22 protein-coding genes and 1 pseudogene are annotated in these 21,160 nt (G+C 64.4%); 11 read left to right on the top strand and 12 right to left on the bottom strand.

Annotated features, from left to right (window positions below):
* Positions 1–255: 255 nt before the first annotated feature.
* Positions 256–1,275: a bile acid:sodium symporter family protein gene (locus tag ACV7NQ_RS06595; protein WP_463358806.1), complete on the bottom strand. Its 1,020-nt coding sequence runs from the start codon at positions 1,273–1,275 to the stop codon at positions 256–258.
* Complete coding sequence (locus tag ACV7NQ_RS06590; RefSeq protein WP_463358805.1) at positions 1,275–2,156, bottom strand: isocitrate lyase/PEP mutase family protein; 882 nt, start codon at positions 2,154–2,156, stop codon at positions 1,275–1,277. The genes ACV7NQ_RS06595 and ACV7NQ_RS06590 overlap by 1 nt, the downstream gene beginning before the upstream one ends.
* Positions 2,157–2,706: 550 nt before the next feature.
* Between ACV7NQ_RS06590 and ACV7NQ_RS06585 the strand changes: the two genes are divergently transcribed.
* A complete protein-coding gene (locus tag ACV7NQ_RS06585) occupies positions 2,707–2,865 on the top strand; it encodes a hypothetical protein (protein WP_463358804.1) in 159 nt (52 codons plus the stop codon).
* Positions 2,866–3,362: 497 nt separating this feature from the next.
* Here the strand turns inward: ACV7NQ_RS06585 and ACV7NQ_RS06580 are convergent, their stop codons facing one another.
* A complete protein-coding gene (locus tag ACV7NQ_RS06580) occupies positions 3,363–3,578 on the bottom strand; it encodes a hypothetical protein (RefSeq protein WP_463358803.1) in 216 nt (71 codons plus the stop codon).
* 137 nt (positions 3,579–3,715) lie between these two features.
* Between ACV7NQ_RS06580 and ACV7NQ_RS06575 the strand changes: the two are divergent.
* From ACV7NQ_RS06575 to ACV7NQ_RS06565, 3 genes and pseudogenes are all read left to right on the top strand, one after another.
* Positions 3,716–4,074: pseudogene (locus ACV7NQ_RS06575) on the top strand (serine hydrolase domain-containing protein); the annotation flags it as partial.
* A gap of 446 nt (positions 4,075–4,520) precedes the next feature.
* Positions 4,521–4,943 (top strand): tyrosine-type recombinase/integrase, encoded by a 423-nt coding sequence (locus tag ACV7NQ_RS06570; RefSeq protein ID WP_463365561.1) that lies wholly within the window; start codon positions 4,521–4,523, stop codon positions 4,941–4,943.
* Between the two features lie 406 nt (positions 4,944–5,349).
* A complete protein-coding gene (locus ACV7NQ_RS06565) occupies positions 5,350–5,499 on the top strand; it encodes a hypothetical protein (RefSeq protein WP_463358802.1) in 150 nt (49 codons plus the stop codon).
* Between the two features lie 195 nt (positions 5,500–5,694).
* On the opposite strand, the gene ACV7NQ_RS06560 is transcribed toward ACV7NQ_RS06565, so the two are convergent.
* Entirely contained in the window at positions 5,695–6,741 is a 1,047-nt protein-coding gene (locus ACV7NQ_RS06560; RefSeq protein ID WP_463358801.1) for a hypothetical protein, read from the bottom strand.
* 188 nt (positions 6,742–6,929) lie between these two features.
* On the opposite strand from ACV7NQ_RS06560, the gene ACV7NQ_RS06555 reads away from it, so the two are divergent.
* Positions 6,930–7,085, top strand: coding sequence for a hypothetical protein (locus tag ACV7NQ_RS06555; protein WP_463358800.1), 156 nt, complete (start codon positions 6,930–6,932; stop codon positions 7,083–7,085).
* 251 nt (positions 7,086–7,336) lie between these two features.
* Here the strand turns inward: ACV7NQ_RS06555 and ACV7NQ_RS06550 are convergent, their stop codons facing one another.
* From ACV7NQ_RS06550 to ACV7NQ_RS06535, 4 genes are read right to left on the bottom strand one after another with little or no spacing between them, the layout of a single operon-like run.
* A complete protein-coding gene (locus ACV7NQ_RS06550; RefSeq protein WP_463358799.1) occupies positions 7,337–7,798 on the bottom strand; it encodes a hypothetical protein in 462 nt (153 codons plus the stop codon).
* Between the two features lie 7 nt (positions 7,799–7,805).
* Positions 7,806–9,095, bottom strand: coding sequence for a hypothetical protein (locus ACV7NQ_RS06545; RefSeq protein WP_463358798.1), 1,290 nt, complete (start codon positions 9,093–9,095; stop codon positions 7,806–7,808).
* Positions 9,092–9,397, bottom strand: a complete 306-nt coding sequence (locus ACV7NQ_RS06540) for a WXG100 family type VII secretion target (RefSeq protein WP_463358797.1) — start codon at positions 9,395–9,397, stop codon at positions 9,092–9,094. Before ACV7NQ_RS06540 ends, ACV7NQ_RS06545 begins: the two co-directional genes overlap by 4 nt.
* On the bottom strand, positions 9,394–9,729 hold the full coding sequence (locus ACV7NQ_RS06535; protein ID WP_463358796.1) for a WXG100 family type VII secretion target: 336 nt from the start codon (positions 9,727–9,729) through the stop codon (positions 9,394–9,396). Before ACV7NQ_RS06535 ends, ACV7NQ_RS06540 begins: the two co-directional genes overlap by 4 nt.
* Positions 9,730–10,041: 312 nt before the next feature.
* On the opposite strand from ACV7NQ_RS06535, the gene ACV7NQ_RS06530 reads away from it, so the two are divergent.
* From ACV7NQ_RS06530 to ACV7NQ_RS06520, 3 genes are read left to right on the top strand one after another with little or no spacing between them, the layout of a single operon-like run.
* Positions 10,042–10,404: a DUF1304 domain-containing protein gene (locus ACV7NQ_RS06530; RefSeq protein ID WP_463358795.1), complete on the top strand. Its 363-nt coding sequence runs from the start codon at positions 10,042–10,044 to the stop codon at positions 10,402–10,404.
* Between the two features lie 40 nt (positions 10,405–10,444).
* Positions 10,445–11,041 carry an ATPase gene (locus ACV7NQ_RS06525; protein WP_463358794.1) on the top strand — a complete coding sequence of 199 codons (597 nt, stop codon included), beginning with the start codon at positions 10,445–10,447 and terminating at the stop codon, positions 11,039–11,041.
* A 53-nt stretch (positions 11,042–11,094) separates the two neighbouring features.
* Entirely contained in the window at positions 11,095–12,501 is a 1,407-nt protein-coding gene (locus ACV7NQ_RS06520; protein WP_463358793.1) for a VWA domain-containing protein, read from the top strand.
* Between the two features lie 39 nt (positions 12,502–12,540).
* Here the strand turns inward: ACV7NQ_RS06520 and ACV7NQ_RS06515 are convergent, their stop codons facing one another.
* The 3 genes from ACV7NQ_RS06515 to ACV7NQ_RS06505 all read right to left on the bottom strand — a co-directional run bounded on the left by ACV7NQ_RS06515 (position 12,541) and on the right by ACV7NQ_RS06505 (position 15,814).
* Positions 12,541–12,819, bottom strand: coding sequence for a hypothetical protein (locus ACV7NQ_RS06515; RefSeq protein WP_463365560.1), 279 nt, complete (start codon positions 12,817–12,819; stop codon positions 12,541–12,543).
* A gap of 285 nt (positions 12,820–13,104) precedes the next feature.
* Positions 13,105–13,548 (bottom strand): group II truncated hemoglobin, encoded by a 444-nt coding sequence (locus ACV7NQ_RS06510; RefSeq protein WP_463358792.1) that lies wholly within the window; start codon positions 13,546–13,548, stop codon positions 13,105–13,107.
* 328 nt (positions 13,549–13,876) lie between these two features.
* Positions 13,877–15,814 carry a TerD family protein gene (locus tag ACV7NQ_RS06505; protein ID WP_463358791.1) on the bottom strand — a complete coding sequence of 646 codons (1,938 nt, stop codon included), beginning with the start codon at positions 15,812–15,814 and terminating at the stop codon, positions 13,877–13,879.
* Between the two features lie 486 nt (positions 15,815–16,300).
* On the opposite strand from ACV7NQ_RS06505, the gene ACV7NQ_RS06500 reads away from it, so the two are divergent.
* Entirely contained in the window at positions 16,301–16,795 is a 495-nt protein-coding gene (locus ACV7NQ_RS06500; RefSeq protein ID WP_463358790.1) for a hypothetical protein, read from the top strand.
* Between the two features lie 180 nt (positions 16,796–16,975).
* On the opposite strand, the gene pabB is transcribed toward ACV7NQ_RS06500, so the two are convergent.
* Positions 16,976–19,183 (bottom strand): aminodeoxychorismate synthase component I, encoded by a 2,208-nt coding sequence (gene pabB / locus ACV7NQ_RS06495; protein WP_463358789.1) that lies wholly within the window; start codon positions 19,181–19,183, stop codon positions 16,976–16,978.
* 81 nt (positions 19,184–19,264) lie between these two features.
* On the opposite strand from pabB, the gene ACV7NQ_RS06490 reads away from it, so the two are divergent.
* Positions 19,265–20,329, top strand: a complete 1,065-nt coding sequence (locus ACV7NQ_RS06490) for a phosphotransferase family protein (RefSeq protein WP_463358788.1) — start codon at positions 19,265–19,267, stop codon at positions 20,327–20,329.
* A 145-nt stretch (positions 20,330–20,474) separates the two neighbouring features.
* Positions 20,475–21,002, top strand: a complete 528-nt coding sequence (locus ACV7NQ_RS06485) for a DinB family protein (RefSeq protein ID WP_463358787.1) — start codon at positions 20,475–20,477, stop codon at positions 21,000–21,002.
* The last annotated feature ends 158 nt before the right edge of the window (positions 21,003–21,160 follow it).

Here is a 21,160-nt window from a genome sequence, read left to right as displayed (position 1 = left end):
CGAGAGGTGGCCCTGCACGCGCCGCAGGCCGTGCGACCGTCGTTGGGCAGGTAGTTTGGACATCGGGACGCTGAAAGTCGCTCCAGCGGCAATCGGGTGATCGGCCCGTCACCAATGTATTTTATGATTATGGTCCGCCGTGAGCACTGTTTATGCAGGTCAGCACAGTGTTCGGAGTGTTTGAACTCATAATCCATTGGTCGTGGGTTCGAGCCCCACCCGCCCCACAGATTCCGGTCCTGACCTGCATTATCGTCAGTTAGGTTCGACACCGTTTCCCACTGCGACACGCGAGGTGGATGTCGGGTCGGCTGTGCGGGCGAGGTTGGTGTTGTAGCGTCGTGCGAGCCATGCGCACACCATGAGCTGCATTTGGTGGAACAACATCAACGGCAGGACCATCAGCCCGACAGTGGCGGCGGGGAATAGGATGCTGGCCATGGGTAGGCCGCTGGCCAGGGATTTTTTGGAGCCGCAGAAGACGATTGCGATCTCGTCTTCGGCGCTGAACCGGAGTCGACGCGCGGCTGCCGTGGTGGCGGTCAGGACGATCGCCAGCAGGACCGCATTGACGGCGAAAAGCATAGCCAGCGAGGGGACGGTGAGTTGGGTCCATATCCCGGCCACCACTCCTTGGCTGAATGCGGTGTAGACGACGAGCAGGATCGAACCGCGGTCGAGGTAGCTGAGCAGTGTTTTGCGTCGGGTGATGAAGTCGCCGATCCATTTCCGCAGCAGTTGTCCGGCGAGGAATGGCGCCAACAACTGCAGCCCGATCCCTTCGACCGCTGCGAGCGATAGCGCGCCGCCGGTCCCGGTGACGAGGAATACCGTGATCAGTGCGGGTGTGACCACGATCCCGATGAGGTTGGAGAACGACGCGCTGCAGATGGCGGCCGCGACGTTGCCTCGGGCGTTGGAGGTGAAGGCGATCGAGGACTGCACGGTCGAGGGCAGGCAGCACAGGAACATCACCCCCGCGTACAACTGTGGCGTCAATACACTCGGCACCAGGACGCGACAAATCAGACCGAGCAGGGGGAAGGCGATGAAGGTCGCGGTAAAGACCAGTGTGTGCAGGCGCCAGTGCCGAAGTCCGTCCAGCGCGGCACGGGTGGACAGGCGGGCTCCGTAGAGGAAGAACAACCCTGCGATGGCGATGGTAGTGGTGTGCTCGGCGTCGACGGCGACAGTTCCGCGGGCGGGAAGCAGCGATGCCACCAGGATGGTGGCCAACAGCAGCAGAATGTAGGGGTCGAGTCGAAGACGCGACATCAACTGCCATCACGCGTTGCCGCGACCTTGTCCGGCAGGTGCCGTGGGTGGTGTCGTGAGATGTTGCGTTCCATCAGATCGATCGAGGCTGCCACACCGACGTCGCCGGCTTGGACTTCGGGGAGCCGGCCGTCGTTGGCGCGTAACTGGCTCAGCGCGTCGGCCATCGCGGTGTGTGCGGCGAATAGACACGGTGTGGAGTAGATCGCGACGTCGACGCCGAGCTCCTCGAGTTCGGTCAGCGACAGTCGCGGGGAGAACCCGCCCGCGATCTGATTGAACAGCAATGGTTTGTCGCCGATCACGCCGCGGATCTTGCGTATCCATTCCCCGCTGCGCACGCCGTCGACGAGCAGGACGTCGGCATCGGTGGCGGCCAGAATCTCGGCGCGCTCCAGGATATCGTTTTCGTCGGTCGAATCCGTGCGGGCCACCACGACCAGTTCGGACCTGGTCTCGAGAACGAGGTTCAGCTTCTCCAGGTACTCCCCGATCGGCAGGATCTGTTTGCCCGAAACGTGTCCGCATCGGCGTGGCCGTTTCTGGTCTTCCAGGATCACTCCGGAGGCTCCGATGTGCTCGAGTTGCTCCACCACGTGGCAGGCGACCTCGGGGTCTACGTAGCCGTCGTCAATGTCGACCAGCAGGTGCTGCCGCGGGAATGCCAACCGCAGTCGTTGGACGAAGTTGACCATGTCGGGCCAGGCGATGAATCCGATATCGGGCAGCCCGTAATAGGAGGCGGCGAAACCGAATCCTGATACGAACATCCCGTCATAGTGTTGCGCCGCGATCGAGGCGGAGTACATGTCGAATATCCCGATCAAGGGAGTGATGCTGTCGTTACTTATCTCGTTCCGAAGCGCATTTCCGTATCTCATTTTTTCACCCTGTCGCTGTCGATGTGGTATTGCCCGAGATCGGTCTATGGAGGATGCTTTTGTCCTTGTTGACATCGGTATTTTCGAGTGTGCCCGGACGGTGCTGAGAGCCCACTGAGAGCGAATTCGACCTCCCGTCGTGAGGGTCGTCACCGCGATAAATCGCTGATCGCGACGCCGTCGTGGTGAACATTCGCGAGAGCGTCGCCACCCGGACCGGCCACGCGGCACGAGCCGCGACCTATGCGAGGTCCGTAGCGAGCATGACCGGCTCGGATTCTTGGAGCTGCATTCTGTGGTTTCCGGACAACGACTGTCCGCTGCACTCCGGCCCGGTGAGGGAATCTAGTGCGCGCGGGGTGGGCTGGCCGGAAGCGCAGATGGGGTGTACGAGGCCGCGTACGACTCTGAACGCCGGCCATGCCGACGGGCACTGGGCGCGTGGGACGGCGGGTCGGCAGGGCTGGGTAGGCGGGAGTATCCCCGTGGCGAGAAGGTGTGGCTGCCGGTGTCGCCGAAAATGGAATGCCCAGGGCATAGGGAGAACGGTATGGTCGAGCAGTTTTCGGCCGATCTGGATCGGCTTCGGACCATCGCGCCGGGGTTCGATCGGATCGGCGCGGATGTGGCGGCGACCGTGCGGCAACTGCGCGCCGTCCTGGCGATGGACGCCGCACCGTGGGGTAACGACGACACTGGCCGCGCATGATCTCAACATCAACCGCATCCGTGCACACGCGTTTCACCCTCGAATCAGATAGTGACCAGTCGGTGCTTTGAGAGGCTGTGCCAGTTGGGCGCGCGTTGGGCACACACAAGATCAGACCCGGTGAAAACCGGGTCTGATCTTGTGAGACGGTGGTGCGCGATACTGGGATTGAACCAGGTACCGCCGGTCCGTCAACAAGATCGTAAGACGACAGCTGAACAGCTTTGTATTTTGTCCTTTTGCTCGGCTGTGAACTGCATCTATGCAGTTCAGGGCAGCGTTCTCAGGAGTTGTACTCATAACATGTTGGTCGTGAGCGTTGTCGCTGGTAGTGACTGTTTCGGGCTCGGTGTTGGTGGCGGCGTCGCCAGATCGAGCGGTGTAGGCAGTGGCTGGTGTCGCGGATCGGTTCGATGACGATCGTGGGTGAACAGGTGCCGGATCTCATTGCGGGTCAACGAGATCAATCCTTCCGAATGTCAGCGGACACGTAGATCTCATAGGCGGATAAGCTCCACGAGCTGCGCCCACCTCATATCAGCCGACGGGGGCGGCGTCGCCGGAGCGGCAGGGGCGGTGGTGACGCCGACGCCGATCGAGCCCGCCGCGATGGGCGTCGGCGGAGTGGCAGAGGCGGTGGTGACGGCGACGCCGATCGAGCCCGCCGCGAGCGCCGCGGCGAAGGCTGCCATGATCTTGTTCCGTTTGTTCATCGGTGGTGCCTTTCCCTTGTGTTCTGAGCTGCTATGGCTGACGGTTCCCACTGTGCTCGCCTATTGCTGAGATGACGCTGTCGCGGGCTGTGAGAACGCTGAGAACGCGCTCGGCCACTCAGCAAACTCGGTACGACCCCGACAATGCGGTGAACAACGCCGTCGCAAACTGGACGCTATCGTCTATGAGCTTGTGAAGTCGTCCGGCATACCTGGGATGGCCGTTGCCGTCGTGCACGGCGGGAAGACGGTGTACGCCAAGGGGTTCGGCGTACGCGAGGTCGGCAAGGACGACAAGGTCGACGCGGACACTGTGTTCCAGCTCGCGTCGTTGTCCAAGTCCGTTGCCGCGTCCGTCGTCGCACACCAGGTGGGCACGGGATCAGTGACGTGGGATACTCCTATCGTGTCGAAGCGGCCCGGATTCACGCTGAAGGACCCGTACGTCACGCAGAACGTGACCATCGGCGACATGTTTGCGCACCGCTGCGGCCTCGTGCGTGGCGGCGGGCTCCGGGGCGGAGGTGCATCGCCATTGTGTCGTGCGGCCGGTATCGCCGACGACAACCGTCGTCGCCGACCTCCCGCCGGTGCTACGCGAACCCGCCTGGTCGTCGGTTCGCGGAGTTTTCCGGCGATTCGAGAGGTGGCCCTGCACGCGCCGCAGGCCGTGCGACCGTCGTTGGGCAGGTAGTTTGGACATCGGGACGCTGAAAGTCGCTCCAGCGGCAATCGGGTGATCGGCCCGTCACCAATGTATTTTATGATTATGGTCCGCCGTGAGCACTGTTTATGCAGGTCAGCACAGTGTTCGGAGTGTTTGAACTCATAATCCATTGGTCGTGGGTTCGAGCCCCACCCGCCCCACAAAGTTCCTCTGAGCTGCGGATATCGTTGAGCGAAGAGACGAGTTGATCCAGTACAGCGCACGTACAGCCATAGATCGATGCGCTGCGCGACGCGGCCATGATCAGGTTGTTCGCCGACACGGGTTGCCGGGTGGGAGAGGTCGCCGGCCTCGGCCTCGATGATCTCGACTTTGAAGAGGACAGCGTGCTTGTCACCGGGAAGGGCGGGCGCTCGCGAACAGCGCCCTTCGGTGACAAGACACGGACGGCGCTGCGGAAGTATCTGCGGGCGCGTGCGAAGCATCCGAAGGCGAAGAACGCAGAGACCGCTCTTTGGCTTGGGCGGCAAGGTCGGATGACGGATCACGGTATCCGGCAGATGCAGTCCGGGATCTGTCGGGCACCTCACCTACCGTGTCGTCGGCGCCCCATTGCTGTCCTCTCGCGCCGTCTTGGGTCGGTCGGTGAGGTCGCGGACCGGCAGCGACTGCTTGACGCACTCGGGTTGGCTGATTGATTCGCCGCTAGACCTTCGCTGCTCAGCTACTCCTTGTCCAGAGACAAGTGGGAAGGCGGACACTGTGATTCGTCGACTTCTGATCGGCGCCGCGTTGGCTGCGCCGCTCATGCTGGTGCCGCTCGGAGCAGGTCCAGCGAACGCCACGACAACCGGCCGAGCCCAAATCACGGCCAGCGGGTACGAGGTCACGGCAACTAGCGAGCACAGGTGGGGAACTTCGGCGAGCGCCGTCAACGTTCACGGATGTGCGGTCGGACTCCGTGACGCCGCCGCACGAATGCCACTTGTTCCTGGTGAAGGAGGGCGGAAGTCCGGGCGTGCCAGGCGAATCCGGGCACGTGTATGTCCCGGTTCCGGCAAGCGGCACAGTGACCGGTACAGCGCACAACGTCCCCAAAGGGGTATGGCGCATGTGTGGGCGGAGTGCACCGAACGGCCGAGCAACAATTTCTACCAGCTGTCCGACGAGGTGTGGAACGCGGTGCCCGCGCTGATGCCCTTCCCCGCGCTGAACATCGCCATCATCCGGCTGCTGCCGCCGGGGATCGGATAGCAACTCCACCGACGCGTACGGGGGCGATGTAGCCACCGAAGTCAGCCTCGTACAATACCGCGGTCCTGGCGAGAACGCGCATCAGCACGCTGCTCTTGCGGTCAAGATTCGAGCCCAACCGGGAGCCTCACTGTGCTGTCCTATCCTGCCGCGATTCCTCCCCGAACCGTCTGGCCGATCTCATACGGCACCTTCTTACTCGGACAGACCCCAGCCAGAGACTGAGAAATACTTCGGATTCGCGTCGACGCCCCAGGATGCCGCGCTTCGGCTGTGCTGGCGGGTTTCAGTCAGCCGGTCAGCAAAGGCCGCGGAGACCGGCGACGATAAGCGATCGGGCTCGGCGGCTTCCGGGCGATCGGTCAGGAAGTGCTGCGCCCATGCATTGGCGGCATGGCTGCGGCGATGTTGTACATGCTCGGACATCGTCTTTAATCCAGTCGGAACAGTTCGCGGCCGCCCCAGAGCGTCATACCCCTGCATGGTCCCGTGGGGATCGTGGCCTGGAACCATCCTGACGGTAGATGGCTGTTCTTGCCGTACCAGTCGTGATGCATTCGAATGGTCTCGATCGTGACGTCGGCCAGTTGCATGAAGAACGCGACGACCCCGCGGGCGTATCCGTGCTGGATCGTCGGTCGGCCGGGGAACGGGTCGTCGGGACCGGCTGTAGTTCTGCCTGATTTTGCAGTGTTGTCGCTGCCATCGCGAAGGGTGAGCTGCGGCCTGTTTGGCCTTCTTGTAGTGCAGCCGGTGTGCGGCGGCGTCTCGGGCCGACTTGGCCCCGAGGAGAGCGCGCCGTAGGACATCGCGATTGTCTTCAGCAGGCAACGCGGAGTATTTGACCCATGTCCATTCGTCTGGGTGGGCGCCGGTCCAGGCATTCGCAACGTGCAGCCTCCAAGTGGAGGTAATTGGTGCTGCGAGAACGCCATCGAGGACATGGTCGTATCCGTCTGGCTTCGGCGCTGCTCGTTCTGCACGCGATCCGGGCCATGGGGCGGTGCGGTCATACTTGGTGTCCCAGCCTGCGTCTTCGATGCGCCAGCCTTGGGCAGAGGCTGCCGACGTGAGATCGACGGCGAACCGTTCCCAGGTCGCTACAGCCGTGAGCATGATGGGTGGGTTCAGGTATGCGCGCCCACTGTCACCACCGTGGAGTTCGATCATCTTCAGGCATTCGCGGAACCCTTGGCGGGCGTTGAGCGCGATGGCGTGGAACGACTCCTCGGTCAGGTGCACCAGGCGAGCCTATCAGCCGAGATGGCAGTTCGTAGATATGTCCGTGAGATATCGAAATGTCTTGGCGGACTGTATGTGTGGAATGGAGTCGGGCTCCTCGTTTGGCCCGAGCTTGGTCGAATGATAACCGGCGTTCCGACTGTCGCCTGACCCGGCGACGGACCAGGGACTCGCGACAGGAAGTGCCGATGGACGAGATCAACACCCTCGCAACGAGGACGAGGATCGTCCGCGCTCTCGCGCCGACGGCGCCGACGTTGCGGGCGTGCTCACCCTTCACCGCAGTCTGCGCCACGGCGGCTCCCGCTGCGGCGAACGTCTATGCAGCGGCACCGAAGCCGTAGTCCTGTTGCGGACGATGAGCCAGCTTGTTGGGCGGCCAGCCGGTCAGGTTGGTGATGCCGGTGATCTCAACGTGCCCCTTGGGAGCTGATTTGGGAACATTGAGACAAGCTTAGGATTCTGGATCCGCCGTAGTCGATACCGAAGAACTCCCGTCCGGCATCCTGGACGGCCTTCTAGTGTCAACGGAGTCCTGCCGCGCGGAGTCGTCTGTTGTGATTTGTCCGTTCTCGGCGCGGCCTGACATTGACTGCTATTCGTTCTCGAATCTGCTCCAGCGAGCCAGGTCTTCGACGATCGGACCGGAGTTGGGTATCCGGAACCACCACCACCCACGCCCGGTTATATCGAGTTCCGCGACCGCCCCCATACGCTTCCCCGAATCTTCGACAGTAATAGACATGAATCTGTCGTCGGCTTCAGCGACATAACCCGCCATCTTGGTGCCGAGTATTTCAGATAGATTATTCATGGCGCTTTCCAGGCGATCCCGGATCGTAAGAGCAGCACAAAGATCGAATTCATTCCAAACAGTGCGGTCTGACCACGGCAGAGCTCTGTCTCGATCAATCTTCTCAACATGAGCCTCCCATGAGTCTGCTAAGCGGATCGCATCGCGTTCCTCGCCCGTTCCCAGCCTGATCGGGCGACTCTTGATATCGGTGATCTCACCCTCGGAAAAATAGTTTCGTGCACGATCCTCAAGGTTTGACATTCGTTCCTCACGGTATCCAGGCACTGGATCTCCAGGGCATTTCGTAGTTCACAACCACCTTGACTCCATTGTATACAAACTGCTCGGCCTGCTCGGCTGTGCGTCCGTCGCCCATCGGTTCCGGTGTACCTTTCGTCAGCGCATCATGAACTTGGGCGGGAGTAGGCCTGTCCATACGCGGATCACCGTCGCCGGTATGGCCGTTGATGAATTCTTCTATCTCGGCTCGAGTGTATTTGCCGTGGCGGAAGTCCGGTTCTGCGGAATCGCCCGAATGGTCGTCGTCGATTGTCGACGTCATGCCGATGATGGCGGCGAGGCTGGCGATGGCTTTGTCGAGGTCGATGGTGGGCAGAGCGTGGAAGGCATCGATGGTGCCGACAGCGCCGGCGGCGAGTTCGGCGAGGCCGATGACTCGGACCATTTGGCTGGCGCGGTAGGAGGATTGGATCGCGTTGATGGTGAGGAGAACGTCGGCATCGATGGCGGCGGCTGCGGCGACTGCGGAGGTGCCGAGGCTGAACAGGAACGCGACGCCGGCGGTGATGGCGATCAGGCTGATGGACAGTTCTAGCGCGTTGATCGATGCGGCGTTGCTGTTGCCGAGGGCGACGGTCGCGTCCTTGTAGTCGCCGACGGGTCCGGCCATTTTCTGACCGGCGGTGCTGACGGTGTCGGCGCCGGTTTTCAGTGTGACGAAGTGGTCTTGGATTAGTTGCCGGTTGGTGGCGTCGTCCATGCCGTCGAACAGGGCTGAGATGGCGGAGATGCGGGCTGCGGCGCCGGTGATGGTGTCGTGGCTGGCGAAGGTGTTCCAGGTGGTGTGGGCTTTGTCGAGTTTGGTGTGGTCACCGTTGGGGAGTTTGCCGAAGGTGGAGAGGACTTTGGCGACGAGTTTGTCGAAGAAGGCCTTGATGCCGCCGTGGTCGGTGAAGCCGATCCCGTTGTCGGCCACCGAGGACGGGATGCTGACCTTGTACTCGCCGACTTCCTGGGCGTGGATGCGGGGCGGGGCGGGGTTGCTCTTGTTGGCGATGCCGTAGTTGTAGCCGTTCGCATACAGCACGGCGCCGTAGTTGGTGAGGGCGTTGGCCACGCTGCTGCAGGCCTGCAAGGTCTGCTGGGCAGCTTTGTCGTAGGCCTCGCCCCATTGTTTGCAACCGGGTGCGTCGCCGGCCATCCCGGCACAGTCGCCCTTGACCGCATCGTGGACCGGTTTGTCGGCTTTGCGGAGGTCGTCGGCGAGGTCGTGGCATTTCTTGGCGGCGTCGTAGTAGGTCTGCCAGTCGACGATCACGCCTGCCCCGACTGCAGCATCCGGCGATTGGTGTCTCGCGCACCGGTGTAGCGGCGATGCGCTGTGTCGGCGACGGCGCTCATCTCCGCGACGCCGTCGGCGAATTCGCGGGCGCTGGCGGCCCACTGGGTGTGGGCGTCGGAGTAGGCGCTGGCCGCGGCGGATTCCCAGCTGCCGCCGGTCAGGTCGGCAACCTTGCGGTCGAGCTGGTCCAAGTGGTCGCGCAAGAAGCCGGCGAGTCCGTTGAGGCGAGAGACGATCTGGTCGAGTTGGTCGAGGTCGACAGTGAATTTTGAGCTCATGGCAGGTCCAAGCTGGAGATGCCGGACGCGTTGCCGGTGTCGGTCGACCGGTAGTTGGCGGCGGTGACGCCCAGCTTCTGGGCGAGAGAAGTCAACGCTTGCATGAGTTGTGTTCCGCCGTCACGGGTTTCGGTCCATCCGGTGGAGAACTCGTCGGCCGCGTCGCCGGTCCAGTCGGAGGTGAGCAGGGTGTCGACCTCGCGGGCAGCGGAGTCAAGGGCCTGCTTCATGGTGTCGGCGATGTTGTAGACGTACTGGCCGATCGCCTGCACATCATCAGGCACGACTGACAGATTCTGGCCAGCTCCGGTAGGCCCCCCGCGATCTCCCATGCACACGACAATAACGGCACAGGTGGTCGGGACCGAACAATCGTAGGCATTCCGTCAGGACGGACTCAGCACGATCAGCGTGATGGCGATGGCTACGACGCGTCGTTGAAGAAGATCAAGCGCTCGAGTCCGCGCTCTGTCCGAAGCGGGCCGGTTCCGTCACGCACGACTTGGTTTCCACGCCGCCGACGCTACTGAGTCGACCGGCCTGCAGCACTCGGCTTGCCTCGGTGATCATGGACGCAGTCGACACAGCGCCTGTTTCGGCTCGATAGCGCTGCCTTCGAACTTCGGTGTGAGTACTGTCCGAGCATGGCGACGATCGCGAACATCCTGGTCGGCTTGGTGGCCGTGCTGCACGGGTACATCCTGGTGCTGGAGATGTTCCTCTGGGAAGGCAAGCCCGGTCGGGGGTTGTCGGGATTCGACGCCGAGATGGCGAAGGCCACCGCGCCGTTGGCCGCTAATCAGGGTCTCTACAACGGCTTCCTCGCGGCAGGTCTGGTGTGGGGCCTTATTGCCGACGACCCCACCGGATTCCGAGTCCAGGTCTTCTTCCTGGTCTGCGTGGTGATCGCCGGGTTGTACGGCGGCGCGACGGCGAATCGCCGCATCCTGGTCGCCCAGGCGCTGCCGGGTGCGATCGCACTCGCCGCGGTCCTCATCGCCGGTTAACCGGTCGCCGACGTACCGCCCACTGCGGGAAGGTATTGCGGTGAACTCGAAAACGCAGGCCCTGTTCATCGGCGGGCGATCCGGGGTCGGGAAGAGCAGTGTCGGTCACGAGATCCACGCGCAACTGTCCGAAGCCGGTGTGCGGCACTGTCTGATCGAAGGCGACAACCTGGATCAGGCGTACCCGCCGCCATGGGAACACGGCCTCGCTGAACGGAACTTGGCGGCAATGTGGACCAACTATCGGGCACTCGGATACCAGCGGGTGATCTATACGAATACGGCCAGCGTCCTGGAGAAAGTCATCGCCGAACTCGCGACGGCGCTGGGAGATCAACCGGCAATCACCGCCGCACTGTTGACGTGCAGCGATGCGACGGCTCGCCAACGACTTGCCCGACGCGAGATCGGCACCGGCCTGGACCGTCACGTCGAGCGAAGCGCGAAAATGGCCCGCGAGTTGGACGCCGGTAGCCCGAACTGGGTGCACCGCGTATCGACCGATGCCCATACCACCACAGAGATCGCGGCGAAGATCATCGGACTGACCGAGTGGCTGCCGACGGTCGTGCTGACACCGGAGTCTTCGGTCGAGTTCGACAAGACGAAATGGGTTGTTGATCAGCTCTATTCGTAGGGCGCTGACGTAGGCTGGGGCCGTTCGGGGCCGTTGGTAATGGCAGGAGTCGCGTGGGCACAGCACTCGTCAAGGGACAGAACGGACCGCTGGCCGCGGCGGCAGTCGTGGTGTCGGTTCGGGTGGCCGCGGCGGCGGACCTCTCGGCGCTGCTGGTGACCGAGTCGGGCCGGGTGCGGTCGGACGCCGATTTCGTGTTCTTCAACCAGCCGAGTGCGCCCGGCGTGGAGTTGCGCAGGGGAACGCCTGCGTCGCTGGCGGTTTCCCTCGCGCAGCTGCCCGCCGAGATCGCGCAGATCCGGGCGGTCATCACGCTCGACAATCCGGCCACGACGTTCGGGCAGCATGCGGCGCCGGTCGCTTTCGTCGCTGACGGAGCGGGAAACGTGCTGTACGAGTATGTGATCGACGGGCTCGGCAGCGAGTCCGTCGTCATCGCGCTCGAGTTCTATCGCCGTAATACGGCATGGAAGGTGCGGGCGGTCGGTCAGGGGTATGCCGGTGGATTCGCGGCCCTGGTCACCGACCACGGTGTGAGCGTCGACGACGAACCCGCCGGTGCGCCTGTGGCATCCGGACTACCGTCCGCCCACCAAGGGGCGCCAGGATCCAGGACACCTACTGTATCGTCCGCACCCGCCGCGCGGCGCTCGCCGCGGCACCAGGCTGTGGTGTCGGACGGGCCCGCGATGTCGCATGCGCCCGCAGCGTCAGCAACATCAGAGTTTCCCGAGATCCGCACCGTGCCCGGCGAGGCGAAGCTCTCGTTCGAGAAGCGCGAGAAATTGGATCTGCGCAAGCGGGAAGTCGCGAAGGTACTGATCAACAAGGATGCCTTCGGGATTCGGGCACGGGTCGTGCTGGTCATCGATAAGACCGGCAGCATGATGGCCCAGTACCGCAAGCAGGTGGTGCATCGGGTGGTGCAGCGGATGATTCCGGTGGCGACCCAACTCGCCGACGACGGCACGCTGGAGGCATACCTCTACGCGCTGTCCTTCGCGAAGCTCCCTGACATCGCCGTTGAAAACAGTGACCAGTGGGCGCAGACATTCCTGCACCTGTCGGGCACGCACGCGGGCATCGACTACAACAGGATCGGCGGTCGCAACGACGAGCTGCCGATCATGCGCGACATCATCGCTTCGCTGCGGCCGGGCGACGCGCCGACACTGGTGCTGTTCTTCACCGATGGCGGATTCGCCAAGAAGCGCGAGATCACCGAACTCATGCGCGAAGCGTCTCGGCTGCCTGCGTTTTGGCAGTTCGTCGGCCTGGGCAAGGCGAACTACGGCCTGCTTCGCGCACTCGACGAGATGCCGGATCGCGCTGTCGACAACGCTGGTTTCTTCGCTGTCGACGACATAGACCAGGTCGACGACGGCCGGCTGTATGCGCGCCTGCTCGGTGAATTCCCGGACTGGATCCGCTCCGCTCGGGCCGCGGGCATCGTGCGCTGATCGCGTGCGTTCTTTCCCTCGGGTCCGATCAGATCGGGTTCACGTGCCGATGACGGCGTTCATGATGGTGCCCGCGCTGGTGGCGATTACGCCGCCGATCATGGCTCCGGCCACCATCTTCGGTGATTCGAGGCCACCGCCGGTCCACTTCTCCCAGGCGAAGCGGCCACCTGCGTAGATGATGGCGCAGATGCCTGCCAGAAGGACGAACCAGGTCAGGTAGCGGACCAGTTGGAGGAACTTGTCGGACACCGGTGGGGCTTCCGGCGTAGGGTTGCCGATCTGCGCCCAGGTGTCGTAAACGGCGGCCAGGATCATCGTGGTGCTGCTCATTCTGGATATGGGACAGGATGGGATTCGCTCCCACGGATGGTATCGGGTTCTGCAACCTTGCGGGAGTAGTCGATGGTGGGATGCGGGCCGGACACCAACGACGGGATCCCACTGTGCCGCCGTCGAAGCAGGTCGTCGACATGGACGCCGCGACCTTCTTCAAGCGAATGTGCGCGGTAATGGCGGTGAATCCGCCTCGCGCGCGTTGCTCGCGCTCTCCGCACCAACTGCTGCGGCTGAACCGCTTCGGCCCGGCGAAGTCGCGGGCGTTCACTCGTCGCCCTCCCACGTCCACCGGGGCACCGTGCGGATGGGGTGCAGTTCGTCATCGGTCTTCGCATGTGAGTTCTGTTGTGCCACTCGCGAACCGAACTCGGCGTGGGAACGCACCGCTGCGCGGAATGCCTCGTTGTCGAGTAGGCCGGCCTCATCGAACGCCGCCATGTACAGTGTCGCGAATCGCTCGCGCTGTTCGTCGGTGATGGCTAGATTGCGATGCACCGCGATGATGTAGTCGAAACCCATTTCGCGGGTGAAACGGTCTGGGCCACCGAAGGATTCGGCGGTGAACCAGGTGAGGTGATCGACGTGGTGCGGGCGCCGTTCGGTGAACTGGGTTTTCAGTACCGGGTCGGCGAGCACCTTCTCGTAGAACGCCTCCTCGACGCGGTGCAGCGCTTCATCACCGCCGGCGTGCTCGTACATACTGGTCATGGTGAAGCCTCCGAAAGGGGAGAGTCGAGCGAACCTGTCGCTCCTATTACAGGCCGGGCCCGCGGGCGCCGTCCACCGTTTCGCGATAAGTGAAGCAGGGCGACACCGGATCCCGTGGCATCGTGCACCTGTGTCCGAACTATGAACTACCTGATCCAGCTGTCCAATCCGGAGATCCTGTTCGACACGATGCTGGTGGAGTTGGGGCGGACGGCGGGGTTGATCAGTGAGTGAGTAGGTGGGTTCGGTGCCGCTTTCGGGACCGGGCAGGCTGGGTGGGCCTGCGCGAGATGGAGGGGCAGGCGTCGGCCTCGTCCGCGCGGCGCTATCAGATCCGGGCACCCTTGGCGCGATTACAAGCACGGCAAAGGATTTGAAGGTTCGTCGCGCTGGTCGCACCACCCCGGCTGAGCGGGATAATGTGGTCGAACTCGAGGTAGTGGCCGTCGCCGCATTCGATGCATTTGCCACCATCACGTTGCCACACTTCGGCTTTGATCTCCTGCGGGATGCTGCGGGTGTCGCGCTGGCCGGGGGTGAGGATCAGGCGTTTGGCCACGCGCAGGGCGCCCTCGAGGGCCGCGGTGACGTAGTCGGGGTCGGTGACCTCGAAGGTGGCGCCGCCGCGGGCGGAGGTGGCGGCGATGACCACCGTGTACTGCTCGCGATGCACGGAAACGACTCGGGACCACGGCAGTTCGATGCCGGTGTCGGGGCCGACGAAGCGGAGCTTCTTGTTGCTGGCGATCAGCCTGCCCTCGGTGAGCTTCGGGCCCCTGGCCAACCGCCGGACGTGGACCGCGGGCAGATCGAGGTGCACCTTCTCCTCAGGATCCAGGTGCAGACCAGGAGTCCGAATCATCGGCAGATCGCCCGCACGCAGCCGAGACAGGGTGCGGCCGCGATGCATTCGCCGACGCAGGTCCTCGATCAGTGGGCCGCTCAGCGCCAGTTCGGTGATGGCGTACTCGAACGCCTCGAACTCGGCGAGCTCCACTTCACCGTCGGCGAAGGCGAAGGTGACCAGCCGCTCAACATAACTGAGCGCGGCACCATGCAGCGCGACCCGGCCCGCACTCTCCTCGATTCGCTGGTACCGCAACGACGCCCACAACGCGGCCCAGTCGTCGCCGCGCGGCCCTGACGCGGTGAGCACCCGCCATGCCTGGGTATGCCAGTGGGTGAGGAACTCCTCGATCTCGATCTCGCACACCTGACACGGCGCGAGACCACCGAACATCTTGCGCCGCCGCGGATTTGCGCACCGGGCGCAGTCCCGGGGACCCGGCTGCTGCCGCAGGTACGTCGAGCCGGTCCATTCGTTCCCATCCCACCAACGCATCCGCGCCGGGTTCTCGGGGTCCGAATGCCAGTCGGCGCGTTCGGGATTCGGTGGCGAGGGCGGCGCCTGCTCGACCGTGTGGTGGGCGCGCGCGAGGTCGACCGGCCTTGCTGCCGATCGCATCGGGGAGCGCTCCGGAGCTGGGGGCATATTCGGGGCCTGGTATCGGGCGGATGGATCGGTCGACTCGGAGTCGGTCGCCATAGGTGATGGGCGGCGATCGGACGGGTCGGTGGATCGAGAGGAGGTCGCCGCCGGTGATCGGCGTCCGTTGAAGGGGTCGGCGGACCGGGATGCGCTTGCGGGAGGCTGGGGTTCGCCGAATGGGTCGGCGGGTCGCGCAGTGTTGGCGGATGGTTGGGGTTCGTCGTGTGGGTTGGCGGATCGTGAGCCGGACGCCTGCGCACGCATCCGCTCGGCCGGATCGTCGACGCTGACGCCGAACTCGGTGACGAGCCCGGCCAGCCCGCTCGACCACCCCTGGCCGATGGCGCGGAACCGCCACTGGCCGTCCCTGCGGTAGAACTCGCCGAACATCATCGCCGCCACCGAGTCGGTATCGGTGATATCGAACTGCGTCACCGGGCCATCGGCGGCATGGATGGTGAGCGTCAAATCGGTGATGTCGCCGAACGTTCCACCGTCGATCGAGCCCGCGACGACAATCCGCTGCACGTCCGCCTCCGTGCGCGGCAGCGAAACGCTCAGCCGCGCAGTCCCCGGCGCGGGTTCCTGATCGAGGGTCACCGCCTGCGACACATGCCGGGGCGCGTTGTAGAACACGAGATCGCGATCGGTCCGTACCACGCCCGACTCGCTCAGCAACAGCGCATGCGCATCCACCACATGGTCCGACCGCCATGAAACAACCACGGCAAGAAGGGATGTCGGTACCGGAGCGTTGGCGCCTTTGCTGAGCTTCATCGTGCTCGAACTATGCCACGCGGGTCCGACACGCCGAATTCCCCGAGCTCATTACTCGGTGCTGCGCGGTCGAGCGCACATCGAAACGACGCCAACGAGCAGGCAAGGCCGCCGACGCATGTGGTCGCATGAGCGGAGATCGTGAGGCGGTGCTGCGCGTTGCGGCTGACGATCGCCGGGTGCGATGCCCGAGGGGGCGATCGACGGGCGCTGCGCTGTGGGGTGACCATCGCCAGGTGCTGTGCTGCGGGGTGACCATCACCGGGTGCGGTGTTGTGGGCTGACGATGGACGATGCGTCACGCTGTGGGCGACGACTGTTGTCGCGGTGGTCGGGATCGGGTTCGTTTGATGCGTTGGTTGATTGCGGAAGTGCGGGTGGGCTCGGAATGACAGTGCCAGTCGCGGGGCGGCCGCCCCGATACCGACACAGACTGACCGGTACGAATTCCTTTCGTTCGACCGTCTGGTACGGCACAGTGGTGTCATGACCACCCCGAAGGGTCCAGGCGGCAAGGTGACGCCTCCGAAGGTGCCCGGATCGCGCGTGCCCAGTCCCGGCGACATTCTGTCGGCCGCTCAGGCCGCGGCCGCGGCGGCGCAATCGGCGGCGGGCCAAGCCTTCGATGCCGCGCAGTTGACGGCAGGCCATGCCTTCGACGCGGCCATCCGGCTGCCACCGGCCTCGGCGCAACTGGCCGCGCAACTCCCCGACCTCATCGAGAACCTTACGATCGCGATCGACCACCTCAACTCCACCATCGACCGCCTCGACCGCACCCTCGCCCTCGCAGATCCCGCCTTCGCCGCCTACGACCGCATGCTGCCCCGACTGGAGGCGATGATCGGACTGGGCGAAGACCTCTTCGGCGCCGCGTCCCGCCTGCCCGGCGTCTCCATCCTCGGCCGATTGACAGGCCGAACTGCTGACGCCGCGACCGAGGCCGAGCCACCCCCGCGCTCCCGCGGCAAGCGCAAGTAATCAGTCGAACTCTCTCTGGGGATCCGCACTCGTCGCGGGGAACTCGCCGAGGCCACGCCGTCTCGGCGGTCATGCGTTGGGTGGACGTAGCCTCTGGCACGACACGCTCATGCGCCGACGGCGTCGGTATTGATGGAGCGCAGACCGACGGTCCGCCGATTGGTGCCGAAGTGAGCCCGGTCAGCGGGCGCGGTAAGTGGCGGCGGCTTTGAGGAGGGTTTCGTGGTACTCGTCTTCGGGGTCTGAGTCCAGGACTATGGCGCCGCCTGCGCCGATGCGCCAGTGGCCGTTGTGGCAGACGGCGGTGCGGATGACGATGTTGAGGTCGGCGGTGCCGGCCAGGCCGAGGAAGCCGATGGTGCCCGAATAGATGCCGCGCGCTTCGGTTTCCAGTTCGTCGATGATTTCGAGGGTGCGCAGTTTCGGTGCGCCCGTCATCGACCCGCCGGGGAAGCAGGCGCGTAGGCAGTCGATGGCGTCGACGTTCGGGCGCAAGGTGCCGCGGACGGTCGAGACCAGTTGGTGCATGGTCGAATACGCTTCGGTCGCCATCAGTTTCGGGACGTGCACGCTGCCGATCTGGCACACCCGGCCGAGGTCGTTGCGTAACAGGTCGACGATCATCAGGTTCTCGGCCCGCGTCTTCGGGCTGTCGGCCAGTTCGCGGCGCAGCCGCTCGTCCTCGTCAGGGGCGGTCCCGCGCGGCGCGGTGCCTTTGATCGGCTTGCTCTCCACGGTGCGGGCCCGATCGACCTTGAGGAAGCGTTCCGGTGAGGAGCAAGCGATTTCGAGGTCGTCGAAGCGCAGGTACGCCGCATAGGGGGCGGGGTTGCAGCGGCGCAGGCGGCGGTAGAAGTCCAGACCGTCGGACTCGGCGGCGGGAAAGGTCGCATTGTCGGTGATGCAGATTTCGTAGGACTCACCCGCGTGCAGCCGCTCTTGGCATACGGCGATGTCGGCGAGGTAGCGCTCCCGGCCCCGGGTGAACAGTGGCGCGACGGCGTCGGCATCGGAAAAGGCTTCGAGTGTCGGCGGATTCGCCCACGTCGGCAGGGATTCCAGGATTTCGCGGGTGTCGCGCAACCAGTCGTCGGCGGCCCGCAGGGCATCCGGCGCGGGGTTGGTGAGCGCGAGCAGATGGGTCAGTCCGCCCGCGTGATCGACCACGACGATCCGGTCGGCGAAGATCCACTGCGCGTCGGGCGTGGGCGCGCGATGGACGGCTTCGGCGCCGCAGTCGGCCTTCACCTCGTAGCCGAGATATCCAACGTATCCGCACGCGAAATCGAAAGGTAGATCAGGAAGTTCGACTTTGCGCCGCCGCAATTCGACGGCCAGGTAGTCGAGGATGGTGCAGGGAACGGTGTGCCGATTGCCATCGGAGGATTCGACGGTGACCGAACCCGCGCCGACCCGGTAGCGAACCACCTCGGCTAGCGGCCCGCTCGCGTCGCCGAGGAAGGAGAACCGGTCGAGACCGGGTTCGACGTGCTCACTGTCGAGCCAGAACGCGGTGCGGGAGTTGGCATACAGTCGAACGAAGGCGGCCTCGGTATCGATGGCGCGCTCGATCACGCTGTGCTGGAGCTGCCACGTGCACGGGGTTTCGCTGTACCGGTGTCCAACGGCCCGGTCGTTGGGTGCTGGCGCGAACCGCTCGGTCGCCCGGACGAATCCCTCGGCGCCGGAAGCCATTTGCTCGCGGGTCCGGGTGATGGATCCGGATCCGGACTGCCCCCCGACAGTCGAGGGACGACTCGCCGCCGATCTACTCATCGCGAACCGGTGAACGTGCGGTCGAACCGACTGGGTCGCAGTAAGTTTCGCGAAGTTTCGCAGCATCGCCGCGCCATACTCGCTGGCGATCGATTCGGGATGGAACTGCACGCCCCACTGCGGTCTGTCGCGATGGCGCACGCCCATGATCACCCCGTCGGCGGCGACCGCCGTGATCTCCAGGCTGTCGGGCAGCGGGCGCTGTGCGCACAGCGAGTGGTAGCGCACGGCGGTGAAGCCCTGGGGGAGTCCGGCGAACAGGTCGCTGCCGTCGTGCTCGATGTGGTCGAGGTATCCGTGCCGGGCGGCGGGCGCGAGGGTGACGATGCCACCCGCCGCGACGACGATCCCCTGATGTCCCAGACATACCCCGAGCAACGGTAGGTCGGTCGCGCCGATCACCGCGGCCGATATGCCGACATCGCGGGCGACGTCCGGTCGGCCCGGTCCAGGGGAGATGACGACGTTGTCGAAGTGGCCGAGATCCAGCTGCGCAAGATCGTCCACCTCGTCGTTGCGCACCACCGTCGGCTCGACGCCGTTCACCTCGCTGATCAGCTGATACAGGTTGTAGGTGAACGAGTCGTAATTGTCGATCAACAACGTGTACATGGTATCTGGAACCCTACGCCCAGCCCGAAATGGCCAAACTGTTGTCAACTGCCTTCAGTTGGTGGGAATCGATGAGGCACAATGTCGGGCATGTCTGTTGCGCAACCGGTTGACGTGGATCGTGACGTTGTCGACTTCACCTTGGTCGGGAAGTGGATGGATGAGCAGGGCCTGCCTGTCGGTGAATTCGAGAGGGTGACCCCCCTCGGTGGCGGCACGCAGAACATCATGCTGTGTTTCGCCAGGGGTGGTCGCGATTACGTGCTGCGGCGTGGACCGAAGCACCTGCGGGCCAAGAGTAATGAGGTCATCCGCCGCGAGGCGCGGCTGCTCGGCGCGCTCGATGGCGCCGGGGTGCGGGCCCCGCGGGTGATCGCTGCCTGTCCGGACGAAACGGTCCTCGGCGCCGTCTTCTATCTGATGGAGCCGATCGTCGGCTTCAACCCGCAAAACGAGCTGCCCGAACTGCATGCGGGCGACCCGGAGATCCGGCGGCAGATGGGCCTGTCCGCGGTGGAAGCCATCGCGCGGCTCGGCGCGCTCGACTACCGGGCGCTCGGGCTCGCGGACTACGGCAAGCCCGCGGGCTTCCTAGAACGTCAGGTGCCGCGATGGCTCGGTGAACTCGAGTCCTACTCGGCCAACGAGGGCTACCCGGGTCCGCAGATTCCGGGCGTCCAGCAGGTCGGCGAGTGGCTCGACCGCAACCGTCCAGCGCAGTGGACCCCCGGCATCCTGCACGGCGACTGTCACCTGGCGAACATGATGTTCTCCTACGACGGCCCGGAGGTCGCGGCAATGGTGGACTGGGAGATGTCCACCATCGGCGACCCGCTGCTCGACCTCGGCTGGCAGATCGCGACCCGTCCAGAGCCTGGCACCACCGGCGTGGCGCTGGTCGGCAAGCTCGGCGCGGTCGGCGGTCTGCCGACACCGGAGGAGATGGTTGTGCACTACGGCCAGTTCTCCGACCGCGATCTCAGCATGGTCCCCTGGTACACCGTGCTGGCCTGCTTCAAACTCGGCATCGTGCTCGAAGGCACGCACGCCCGCGCTTTCGCGGGCAAGGCACCCAAGCAGGTCGGCGACTTCCTGCACGCGATCACCCTGGAGCTCTTCGAGAAGGCGCACCGTCTGATGGAGTGATCTTCGCCGTCGTAGCCGGAGAATCTTTGCTGCCGTGTTGGTTTCGGCGTTCGTCGGGGCATGGTGTGGCGCGGTTGTCGGAATCTTGCCGGTCGATGACTGGATATATGTGGCTGAGAAGATTCAGCCAATCTATGGTGGGCCCATGCCTATCGTTCCCGATGTGAAGAACTGGACCTGGGTGCTCGGGCGTCAGTGTCCGGATTGCGGTTTCGACGCTACCGCGACCGACTACGCCGCCGTGCCAACGCTGGTGCGCGACAGTGCATCCCGTTTCGCGGTGACGCTCGCGCGTGCCGACGCCCGGGTACGCCCCGATGATTCGACCTGGTCGGTGCTGGAGTACGGCGCGCACGTCCGCGATGTGTGCCGCATCTTCGATACCCGGCTCGGCCTGACTCTCGCGGGTGCGGGTGACGGCATCCCGCGCTTCGCGAACTGGGATCAGGACGCGACCGCCGAGGCCGACCGCTACGGCGAGCAGGATCCGGCGGTGGTCGCCACCGAACTCGCCGAGGCCGCGGAAACCATTGCGCGTGCCTTCGAGTCGGTTCCGAAATCGCAGCGCGGGCTCCGGGGCGAGCGCAGCGACGGCGCCGTCTTCACCGTCGACTCGCTGTCGCGCTACTTCGTGCACGACCTTGTGCACCATATCCACGACGTGCGCGGCTGACCTCGGGCAAGATCAGAGCCGGGCCGGGGGCGGCCGGTTGAATTGGAACCGGTTCAGTCGCACGAGCAATCCTTACCGACGAATTTTCGACCCGGCACTAGAACGCGTTCCAGTTTTCTCGTACTGTGGGTGCAGTCACATAGAAGCCCGTGCATGCG

Source organism: Nocardia sp. Tas62D01 (assembly GCF_055232035.1).
Note: the sequence above shows the minus strand (reverse complement) of the source record. Positions and strands in the feature narration are given on the sequence as shown.

Bases quoted from the DNA above. Each gene is read 5' to 3' on its own strand.
- ACV7NQ_RS06595 (WP_463358806.1), bottom strand. From the start codon at position 1,275: ATGTCGCGTCTTCGACTCGACCCCTACATTCTGCTGCTGTTGGCCACC.
- ACV7NQ_RS06590 (WP_463358805.1), bottom strand. From the start codon at position 2,156: ATGAGATACGGAAATGCGCTTCGGAACGAGATAAGTAACGACAGCATC.
- ACV7NQ_RS06585 (WP_463358804.1), top strand. From the start codon at position 2,707: ATGGTCGAGCAGTTTTCGGCCGATCTGGATCGGCTTCGGACCATCGCG.
- ACV7NQ_RS06580 (WP_463358803.1), bottom strand. From the start codon at position 3,578: ATGAACAAACGGAACAAGATCATGGCAGCCTTCGCCGCGGCGCTCGCG.
- ACV7NQ_RS06565 (WP_463358802.1), top strand. From the start codon at position 5,350: ATGGCGCATGTGTGGGCGGAGTGCACCGAACGGCCGAGCAACAATTTC.
- ACV7NQ_RS06555 (WP_463358800.1), top strand. From the start codon at position 6,930: ATGGACGAGATCAACACCCTCGCAACGAGGACGAGGATCGTCCGCGCT.
- ACV7NQ_RS06550 (WP_463358799.1), bottom strand. From the start codon at position 7,798: ATGTCAAACCTTGAGGATCGTGCACGAAACTATTTTTCCGAGGGTGAG.
- ACV7NQ_RS06540 (WP_463358797.1), bottom strand. From the start codon at position 9,397: ATGAGCTCAAAATTCACTGTCGACCTCGACCAACTCGACCAGATCGTC.
- ACV7NQ_RS06535 (WP_463358796.1), bottom strand. From the start codon at position 9,729: ATGGGAGATCGCGGGGGGCCTACCGGAGCTGGCCAGAATCTGTCAGTC.
- ACV7NQ_RS06530 (WP_463358795.1), top strand. From the start codon at position 10,042: ATGGCGACGATCGCGAACATCCTGGTCGGCTTGGTGGCCGTGCTGCAC.
- ACV7NQ_RS06515 (WP_463365560.1), bottom strand. From the start codon at position 12,819: ATGATCCTGGCCGCCGTTTACGACACCTGGGCGCAGATCGGCAACCCT.
- ACV7NQ_RS06510 (WP_463358792.1), bottom strand. From the start codon at position 13,548: ATGACCAGTATGTACGAGCACGCCGGCGGTGATGAAGCGCTGCACCGC.
- ACV7NQ_RS06505 (WP_463358791.1), bottom strand. From the start codon at position 15,814: ATGAAGCTCAGCAAAGGCGCCAACGCTCCGGTACCGACATCCCTTCTT.
- ACV7NQ_RS06500 (WP_463358790.1), top strand. From the start codon at position 16,301: ATGACCACCCCGAAGGGTCCAGGCGGCAAGGTGACGCCTCCGAAGGTG.
- pabB (WP_463358789.1), bottom strand. From the start codon at position 19,183: ATGTACACGTTGTTGATCGACAATTACGACTCGTTCACCTACAACCTG.
- ACV7NQ_RS06490 (WP_463358788.1), top strand. From the start codon at position 19,265: ATGTCGGGCATGTCTGTTGCGCAACCGGTTGACGTGGATCGTGACGTT.
- ACV7NQ_RS06485 (WP_463358787.1), top strand. From the start codon at position 20,475: ATGCCTATCGTTCCCGATGTGAAGAACTGGACCTGGGTGCTCGGGCGT.